We start from the raw sequence: 8,703 nt of genomic DNA on the forward strand, positions 1-8,703 counted from the left end.
AGTGAATAGGAAGACTCAATTTAAAGAACAATTTAAAAAGGTCAATGAAAATTTCAAATATGTATATAAAAGGTTGTTTGGAGGAGGAGAAGGAGAGCTGACTATTGTAGATGAAGAAAATATACTTGAAAGTGATATACAGATCACAGCGAAACCACCTGGCAAGAAGATGAAAAACTTAAACCTTCTATCAGGAGGAGAAAAGGCACTTACAGCTATAAGTATATTATTCGCGATAATACTGGCAAAACCGACACCTTTCTGTATATTAGATGAAATTGAAGCGCCATTAGATGATGCCAATATATTTAGATTTGGAGAGTATTTAAAAGAATTATCAGAGGATACTCAATTCATAGCGGTGACACATAGAAGGGGTACAATGGAGGCTGCCGACTATATCTACGGTGTAACTATGGAAAAGAAAGCAATATCAAAGGTTATCAGCCTAAATCTTAAGGAAGCACATAAAATGGCAGACATAGTGTAAAATGGAGGAAGAATATGTTTAAAAAACTTTTTAATTTTGGAAAAAATAAAAAAGAACAAGTAAAAGAAGAAGTGGAAAATGTAAGTGAAGAATTGATAGAAGAAGATGACTTACAAGAAGAACAAGAAGTTGTAGAAGAAGTACTACCACAAGTTGAAGAAGTAGAAGAAACTCAAGAACCAGTAGAAGAGTTAGAACAAGAAGCTGCTACACAAGAGTTAGAAGTAGAAGAAATAGAAGTTCAAGAAGAAATTGAAGAGGCTATAGAGGAGCCTTTAAATGAAGCTTGTGATTTGCAAGAAGAAACAGTTCAAGATGTTGAAGAAGCTGAGCAAATAGAAGAACAACCAAAGAAAGTCAGTTTATTCGATAGATTAAAGCAAGGTCTAACAAAGGCAAAACAAGGAATAACAGATAGAGTAGATGAGGTATTAAAATCTTACACTAAGGTAGACGAAGAGCTTCTAGAGGATTTAGAAGAAGTTTTAATAACTGCTGATGTAGGTGTAAACACTACTATGGAAATAATGGAAAAACTAGAAGATGCTATAAGAAGCAAGAAAATAACTGACCCACAAGATGTAAGAGAAGAATTAAAATTGATAGTTGAAGAAATTTTATCAAAGGATGATACTAAACTAGACGCATCACATAGTCCAACTATAATACTTATGGTAGGTGTAAATGGTGTAGGAAAAACTACTACTATAGGTAAGCTTGCATATAGATACAAAAAAGAAGGAAAGAAAGTACTTCTTGCAGCTGGAGATACATTTAGAGCAGCAGCTATAGATCAATTGGAAGTATGGGCAAATAGATGTAATGTAGATTTAATCAAACACCAAGAGGGTGCAGATCCAGGAGCAGTAATATTCGACGCTATAAAGGCATCTAAGGCTAGAGGTGTAGATGTATTAATTTGCGATACAGCAGGACGTCTACACAATAAATCAAACCTAATGAACGAGTTAGGAAAAGTATTTAAAATAGTAGATAGAGAATACCCAGAGGCTAAAAAAGAAGTCCTATTAGTAGTAGACGCTACAACTGGACAAAATGCCGTATCACAAGCAAAGAGCTTCAAACAAGTTTGTGATATAACAGGGCTTGTTCTTACTAAATTAGACGGAACAGCAAAGGGAGGAGTTATCCTAGCTGTTAAATCAGAAGTAGATGTAGCTGTAAAATTAATAGGTGTAGGAGAACAAATGGAGGATTTACAGGATTTTGATTCTAAATCATTTGTAGATGCTTTATTCGGTTAAACTTAGCGTAAAATAAATGTTGACAATAGTATTTATTTGATATAAAATACAATGTGTAAAGTAAAGAACCTTTACAGTAAGGTCTTGGAAGTGATTATTATGAACATAGAAAAAATGGTTGAAATTGGATTATTGTTTGAGCAGTACAAGGAATTACTTACTGACAAACAACGAGAAATGGTGTCTCTTTACTATGAAGAAGATTATTCTTTAGGAGAAATCAGCGAGAACTTAGGAGTATCACGACAAGGGGTTTACGACACATTAAAGCGTTCAGAGAAAATACTTAGAGAATACGAGAGTAAACTACATTTAGTATCTAAGGCAAAAGACCAAGAAAAATTCCTTAAGTCTATTGGGGAGAAAATTATTGACATTAAAGAAAATTTATTGCACAATAGAGATTGTGCTGATTTAATCCCTAAGCTAGAAAATATAGAAGAAATATGTAGGGAGTTGTTAAAATGATATTTGAAGGTTTATCTGATAAATTGCAAGGTGCTCTTAGTAAGTTAAAATCAAAAGGAAAACTTACAGAAAAAGATGTAAAGGCAGCTATGAGAGAAGTAAAACTTGCATTACTCGAAGCTGATGTAAACTTTAAAGTCGTAAAAGATTTTGTAAAAAAGGTGCAAGAGAGATGTGTTGGGCAAGAGGTTATGGAGAGCTTAACTCCAGCACAGCATGTTATAAAAATAGTTAATGAAGAGCTTACTGCTTTAATGGGAGATGTTCAAAGTAAAATTTCAATATCTTCTAAACCACCTACAATTATAATGATGGTAGGATTGCAAGGGGCAGGTAAGACAACTACATCTGGTAAAATCGGTGGATATTTCAAAAAACAAGGAAAGAAACCACTGCTTGTAGCTTGTGACGTATACAGACCAGCTGCAATAAAACAATTAGAGGTTGTCGGTTCAAATTTAGGTATAGAAGTATTTAATATGGGCGACAAAGAAAACCCAGTTAATATTGCAAAGGCAGGACTTAGTCATGCTATAAAAAACAACAATGATTTAGTTATAATAGATACAGCAGGACGTCTTCATGTAGATGAAGAATTGATGAATGAATTAAAATCTATAAAAGCAGAAGTCAAACCGCATGAAATACTTTTAGTAGTAGATTCAATGACAGGTCAAGATGCAGTCAATGTTGCTGAGAGCTTCGATGAGATTTTAGGTATCGACGGGGTTGTACTTACTAAATTAGATGGTGATACTAGAGGTGGGGCAGCACTTTCAATCAGAGCTGTAACACAAAAACCTATAAAATTCATAGGTATGGGTGAAAAGCTAGATGATTTAGAGCCTTTCCATCCAGACAGAATGGCTTCTAGAATATTAGGTATGGGAGATGTCCTTAGTCTAATTGAAAAGGCTCAAGAGACAATGGACATGGAAAAAGCCAAAGCGCTAGGAGCTAAGCTTAAAAAGCAAGAATTTGATTTTGAAGATTTCTTAGACCAAATGGAGCAAATCCAAAAGATGGGTTCTATGGAAAAAATCCTTGGAATGATTCCAGGAATGGGAGATTTAAAAAATCAAATAGGCGATGTAGATATGAATGGCAAGGAAATGAACAGAATAAAAGCCATAATACAATCTATGACGATTGAAGAAAGAAGAAATCCACAAATACTAAATGCATCTAGAAAGAGAAGAATAGCAAGAGGTAGTGGAACAAGTGTACAGGAAGTAAATAAACTAATAAAACAATTAAACGAAATGAAAAAGATGATGAAGATGTTTACTTCTGGTGGTAAGGGTATGAAGAAAAGAGGCGGTTTTCCAGGGCTTCCTTTCTTTAAATAAATAAATTAAAAAACTAAAATAGAAAAATTTTCGGAGGTATATAAAATGGCAGTTAAAATAAGATTAAAAAGAATGGGTGCTAATAAAAAACCTTTCTACAGAATAGTAGTTGCAGATTCTAGAGCACCAAGAGATGGAAAATTCATAGAAGAAATAGGATATTACAATCCAGTATCTGAACCAAAACAAATAAAAATAAACGATGAAAAAGCTAACAAATGGTTAAAAGTTGGAGCTCAACCTACAGATACAGTTAAAAAATTATTACAAAGCCAAGGAATAATAGAAAAATAATAAACTAAAATTAGTTTATATGTAACATTTTAGGAGATGGAAAATATGAAAGAGCTAGTATTAGATATTGTCAAAGCTCTAGTTGATAATCCTGATGAGGTGAGCATTGAAGAAACTAAGAAAAAGGGTGAAATAATCCTAAAGCTTACAGTTTCTCAAGATGATATGGGCAAGGTTATAGGAAAACAAGGTAGAATAGCTAAGGCTATTAGAACTGTGTTAAAATCTGCTGGAAATAAAGAGCACCTTAAGGTTTCTCTTGAGATAGTATAAAAAGGATTAGGTATATACCTAGTCCTTTTTGTATATAATAAAAATGACAAAAGAGGTGATAAAATGACTGAAAAATTAACTGTTTTTAGAGTTGGACAAATAGTAAATACACAAGGTCTAAAGGGTGAAGTGCGTGTTTACCCATATACAGACGATATATATCGTTTTGACGATTTAGAGTATTTTTATACAGAAAAGAGTCTAAATAATAAATACGAGGTCGAAAGAGTTAGATATAAAGGCAATATGGTAATAATGAAAATAAAAGATATCGACTCTATAGATTTAGCGGAGAGATTAAAGACTAAAAATATGTATATTCCTAGAGAAGAATCTGTAGAATTAGAAGAAGGCGAATTTTTCGTGGCTGATTTAATTGGACTAGATGTTTTTACGATAGATGGCGAAAAAATAGGAGTTGTTAAGGACGTTTTACAACATGCTATAAACGACGTGTATGTAGTATCATCTGGAGAAAAGGAATATTTAATACCATCAGTTGAAAAATTCGTTCCAACTATAGATTTAGACGAAAACAAAATGATAATAGATCCTATAAAGGGAATGCTTGATTAGGTGATAAAATGAGATTTCATATAATGACGCTTTTTCCAGAGATATTTAATTCTTACTTTGGTGAGAGCATAATGAAAAGAGCGATAGAAAAGGGAATAATCGAGGTGTTTATCTACAATATTAGAGATTTTTCGGCAAATAAGCACAAAAAGGTCGATGATTATCCTTTTGGTGGAGGAGCAGGGATGCTTATGACTCCTCAGCCTATTTACGATACATATAAGCATATAGTAGAGACTCATAATATACAAAACCCTAGAGTTGTCTATCTGACTCCTAAGGGTAGGGTTTTAAAACAGGGCATAGTAAAGGGATTTTCTAGAGAAGAGGATATTATTTTACTTTGTGGACATTACGAAGGTATAGATGAGAGAATAATAGATTTGATAGTTACAGATGAGATATCAGTAGGAGATTATGTGCTTACTGGAGGAGAGCTTCCTGCACTTATACTAGTAGATGCTGTGGCTAGACTCATTCCAGGGGTATTAAATCAAAACGAATCGTTTGAGGATGAATCATTTGAAGATAATCTATTAGAATACCCTCAATATACTAGACCTAGAGAGTTTATGGGGCTTAAGGTTCCAGATATTTTACTGTCTGGAAACCACCAAAAAATAGACGAGTGGAGAAAAGAACAGTCTATTGAAATCACTAAAAAAAGACGAAAAGATTTATATAAAAAGTATTGTAAGAAATAATATTTTATAGTATAATAGGTAAAGTCGAGACTACGGGCGTTCCTCTTTTTACATTGGTCAGTAATTAAGAACGTCTATGAAATATTAGGAGGAAAAATGAACGAATTAATAAAAGCTTTAGAACAAGAACAATTAAAAAACGAAGTTCCTAACTTTGGACCTGGGGACACTGTAAAAGTACACGTTAAGATCATAGAAGGAAAAAGAGAAAGAATACAAGTATTTGAAGGTGTTGTAATAAAAAGACAAGGTGGAGGAAATAGAGAAACTTTCACTGTAAGAAAAATATCTTTCAACGTTGGTGTAGAAAGAACTTTCCCAGTTCATTCACCAAAAATAGAAAAAATCGAAGTTACTAGAAGAGGTAAAGTAAGAAGAGCTAAGATCAATTACTTAAGAACTAGAACTGGTAAAGCTGCTAAAGTTAAAGAAGCAAGAAATAAAAGATAATAAGTCTTTATTAAGATAAAAGGAAATCTCGTTAGAGCTTTCCTTTTTGTCTTATATGGGAAAATATATTTATAATACATAGATTATCGGAAATAATATAAATAATTATAAATTAAACGGAAAATAATTAAAAAAGGAGATGAGAAAATGACAAGAGAATACGATGAATATTTAAGAGATGACAATCTACATATAAACTGGTATCCAGGGCATATGAAAAAGACAAAGGAAATGGTTCAAAACAACTTAAAGCTTGTAGATGTCGTTATAGAGCTTTTAGATGCCAGAATACCACTAAGCAGTAAAAATCCTGACATAGATAGACTAGCTAAAAACAAGCCTAGAGTAGTAGTTTTAAATAAAAGCGATTTATCAGATAAAAATAAATTAAACAGATGGATCAGTTACTACCAAAGCAAGGGCATAAAGGCTATACCAGTAGATACTCTAAAGGGAAGCGGAGTAAATAAAATAGTAGAAGAATGTAAAAACGTAACTAAAGAAAAAATGGATGCCCTAAAAGAAAAAGGAAGAAAGCAAAGAGCGATAAGAGTCATGATAGTAGGAGTACCTAATGTCGGAAAATCTTCACTTATAAACAAATTGACAGGAAGAAAAAGTACACAAACTGGAGATAGACCAGGTGTGACAAAAGGAAAACAATGGGTAAAACTTAAAGGAGACTTAGAGCTTTTAGATACACCGGGTATACTTTGGCCTAAGTTCGAGGATCAAAATATAGCTTTAAATTTAGCATTTACAAGGGCTATAAAGGACGAAATACTAGATATAGATACTTTAGGGTTAAAATTCATAGAAAAGATGTCTGAGATAGAACCAGAGAAGTTAAAAGCTAGATACAAATTAGATTCTCTAGGTGAAGAGCCTCTAGAAACTATGGAGATGATAGGAAGAAAAAGAGGATTTATCTTAGGTAAAAATGAACTTGACTATACTAGAATAGCAAAAACTGTTTTAAATGAATTTAGAGAAGGTAAAATAGGAAAAATAACTCTAGAAGTTCCTGAAGATATAAAATAGATGAATAAATGTAAGCTGGTTTTAAATAAAAATTTTAAAGCCGGTTTTTTTTATTCCTTGATGCTTTACAATGTTGATTTTGCTATAGATATAAAATTATCAGTAAAATTAAAATATTAAATATATTTTAATTTTATTGACTATTATATAAAACCTAGGTATAATAGACTAATCAACGAGACATCATAGGAGGAATAGTATGACGACAAAAAATAAAGACATAATTATAACTGGTTTTGCCCTATTTGCGATGTTCTTTGGTGCAGGGAATTTAATATTTCCACCGTATTTAGGAGTAATAACTGGGGAAAAATTCTTAATAGGATTTTTAGGGTTTATACTTGCCGATGTGGGATTATCATTGCTTGCGATATTAGCATCGGCTAAATCAAATGGGGATACAGAAATAGTATTTAAAAGAGCAGGAAAGAAATTTGCACTGATTTTAGGTGCTTCTATAATGATATGTCTAGGACCGCTTCTAGCTATACCTAGAACTGCTGCTACGACTTTTGAGATGGGTATAGTATCGCTTATGCCTAATTTCAATCCTATACTATTTTCGATAATTTTCTTTAGCATAACACTACTTTTAACTATAAAACCATCTAAAGTAGTAGATATAATAGGATCTTATCTGACACCTGCGTTATTAGTCTGTTTATTACTGATAATAGCTGTAGGAATAATAAATCCAATAGGAAATATAGATAAAGCAGCTATACAAAATGTATTCAGCGAAGGAATACTGCAAGGTTATCAGACATTAGATGCGTTAGGAGCTATATGCTTATCGGCTGTTTTAATAAAGAGCCTAGCACAAAAAGGATATAAAGAAGAAAAGGACAGAATAGATATACTTCTAAAAGCAGGAGTTGTAGCTGCGATAGGTCTTACAGTTGTATACGGTGGGCTTACATATCTTGGGGCTACAGTATCATCTGTATACGATGTAAATGTTTCTCAGTCATCTTTAATAGTTGCAATAACAAGTGCTTTACTCAAGACACCGGGGAAAATAATATTATCTTTAATAGTTAGCTTAGCATGCTTGACAACAGCTATAGGTCTAACATCAGCTACAGCGGAGTATTTCTCAAAGGCAACAAACGGAAGATTAAAATACGAGCAATTAGTAGTAGGAGTATGTATATTCAGTTTAGTTATATCTAATTTAGGAGTAGAATCTATAATAAAAATTTCAGCTCCAATACTTAGCCTGATATATCCAGCGACAATAGTTTTAATAGTTATGACTATATTTAAAAAATTCGTCGAAAACGACAATATAGTAAAGTTTTCAACTTATACAGCTCTATTTATGGGTGTGCTTATGGCAGGTAATGACTTAGGTATAAATGTACCGTTTTTAGAAATGCTACCTCTTGCAAATCTAGGCTTTTGTTGGGTATTTCCGACATTTATAGCTGGAATTGTTGGGTATTTTATAAAACCGAATAGAAATAAAGAATACGAGGAAGATGAAGAAAGAGCAGTTTAAAATACAAATCGCCAGGTAATTTATTTTATTGAGTTACTTGGCGATTTTTTGTATTATACTTATAGAGTATGATAAATTTAGATATAATATTTGTGAAATTAATCAATAAAAATAGAGGTGTATGTATGAAAGGTAAAAGCGTAAAAGAAATTAAAGAGATTATAGAAAGCGTAAAAGAAGATGAATATCAAAAATACATAGATATACTAAATCAAGATGATAGAAAATCAGTTCAAAATTTAGCAAAGAGCTTAAGTAAAAAATTAGAAAAAATCAAAAAGGAAGAGGAGAG

10 protein-coding genes and 1 pseudogene are annotated in these 8,703 nt (G+C 32.3%); all 11 read left to right on the plus strand.

Annotated elements, in window-relative coordinates; all coding sequences use genetic code 11:
* Positions 1-490, plus strand: a pseudogene (locus SPD90_RS11275) (chromosome segregation protein SMC); the annotation flags it as partial.
* A gap of 14 nt (positions 491-504) precedes the next feature.
* On the plus strand, positions 505-1,755 hold the full coding sequence (gene ftsY, locus SPD90_RS11280; RefSeq protein ID WP_320925296.1) for a signal recognition particle-docking protein FtsY: 1,251 nt from the start codon (positions 505-507) through the stop codon (positions 1,753-1,755).
* Between the two features lie 99 nt (positions 1,756-1,854).
* Positions 1,855-2,223, plus strand: coding sequence for a YlxM family DNA-binding protein (ylxM, locus tag SPD90_RS11285; RefSeq protein WP_320925297.1), 369 nt, complete (start codon positions 1,855-1,857; stop codon positions 2,221-2,223).
* Positions 2,220-3,572, plus strand: a complete 1,353-nt coding sequence (ffh, locus tag SPD90_RS11290) for a signal recognition particle protein (RefSeq protein ID WP_320925298.1) — start codon at positions 2,220-2,222, stop codon at positions 3,570-3,572. The genes ylxM and ffh overlap by 4 nt, the downstream gene beginning before the upstream one ends.
* 45 nt (positions 3,573-3,617) lie before the next feature.
* Entirely contained in the window at positions 3,618-3,866 is a 249-nt protein-coding gene (gene rpsP / locus SPD90_RS11295) for a 30S ribosomal protein S16 (RefSeq protein ID WP_290687004.1), read from the plus strand.
* Between the two features lie 45 nt (positions 3,867-3,911).
* The gene (locus SPD90_RS11300; protein ID WP_320627159.1) at positions 3,912-4,139 is read left to right on the plus strand and encodes a KH domain-containing protein; all 228 of its coding nucleotides are present in this window, start codon (positions 3,912-3,914) and stop codon (positions 4,137-4,139) included.
* A 63-nt stretch (positions 4,140-4,202) separates the two neighbouring features.
* Positions 4,203-4,715: a ribosome maturation factor RimM gene (rimM, locus tag SPD90_RS11305; RefSeq protein WP_320925299.1), complete on the plus strand. Its 513-nt coding sequence runs from the start codon at positions 4,203-4,205 to the stop codon at positions 4,713-4,715.
* An 8-nt stretch (positions 4,716-4,723) separates the two neighbouring features.
* Positions 4,724-5,419 carry a tRNA (guanosine(37)-N1)-methyltransferase TrmD gene (gene trmD, locus SPD90_RS11310; RefSeq protein ID WP_320925300.1) on the plus strand — a complete coding sequence of 232 codons (696 nt, stop codon included), beginning with the start codon at positions 4,724-4,726 and terminating at the stop codon, positions 5,417-5,419.
* Between the two features lie 96 nt (positions 5,420-5,515).
* On the plus strand, positions 5,516-5,869 hold the full coding sequence (gene rplS, locus SPD90_RS11315) for a 50S ribosomal protein L19 (RefSeq protein WP_290687011.1): 354 nt from the start codon (positions 5,516-5,518) through the stop codon (positions 5,867-5,869).
* A gap of 147 nt (positions 5,870-6,016) precedes the next feature.
* A complete protein-coding gene (gene ylqF, locus SPD90_RS11320) occupies positions 6,017-6,910 on the plus strand; it encodes a ribosome biogenesis GTPase YlqF (RefSeq protein WP_320627162.1) in 894 nt (297 codons plus the stop codon).
* 199 nt (positions 6,911-7,109) lie between these two features.
* Positions 7,110-8,411: a branched-chain amino acid transport system II carrier protein gene (gene brnQ / locus SPD90_RS11325; protein ID WP_320626368.1), complete on the plus strand. Its 1,302-nt coding sequence runs from the start codon at positions 7,110-7,112 to the stop codon at positions 8,409-8,411.
* The last annotated feature ends 292 nt before the right edge of the window (positions 8,412-8,703 follow it).

It is taken from the genome of Intestinibacter sp., assembly GCF_034113885.1.
Lineage (GTDB): Bacteria > Bacillota > Clostridia > Peptostreptococcales > Peptostreptococcaceae > Intestinibacter.

What these genes read in the sequence shown, in the direction of transcription:
- ftsY (WP_320925296.1), top strand. Translation starts at nt 505, where the DNA reads ATGTTTAAAAAACTTTTTAATTTTGGAAAAAATAAAAAAGAACAAGTA.
- ylxM (WP_320925297.1), top strand. Translation starts at nt 1,855, where the DNA reads ATGAACATAGAAAAAATGGTTGAAATTGGATTATTGTTTGAGCAGTAC.
- ffh (WP_320925298.1), top strand. Translation starts at nt 2,220, where the DNA reads ATGATATTTGAAGGTTTATCTGATAAATTGCAAGGTGCTCTTAGTAAG.
- rpsP (WP_290687004.1), top strand. Translation starts at nt 3,618, where the DNA reads ATGGCAGTTAAAATAAGATTAAAAAGAATGGGTGCTAATAAAAAACCT.
- SPD90_RS11300 (WP_320627159.1), top strand. Translation starts at nt 3,912, where the DNA reads ATGAAAGAGCTAGTATTAGATATTGTCAAAGCTCTAGTTGATAATCCT.
- rimM (WP_320925299.1), top strand. Translation starts at nt 4,203, where the DNA reads ATGACTGAAAAATTAACTGTTTTTAGAGTTGGACAAATAGTAAATACA.
- trmD (WP_320925300.1), top strand. Translation starts at nt 4,724, where the DNA reads ATGAGATTTCATATAATGACGCTTTTTCCAGAGATATTTAATTCTTAC.
- rplS (WP_290687011.1), top strand. Translation starts at nt 5,516, where the DNA reads ATGAACGAATTAATAAAAGCTTTAGAACAAGAACAATTAAAAAACGAA.
- ylqF (WP_320627162.1), top strand. Translation starts at nt 6,017, where the DNA reads ATGACAAGAGAATACGATGAATATTTAAGAGATGACAATCTACATATA.
- brnQ (WP_320626368.1), top strand. Translation starts at nt 7,110, where the DNA reads ATGACGACAAAAAATAAAGACATAATTATAACTGGTTTTGCCCTATTT.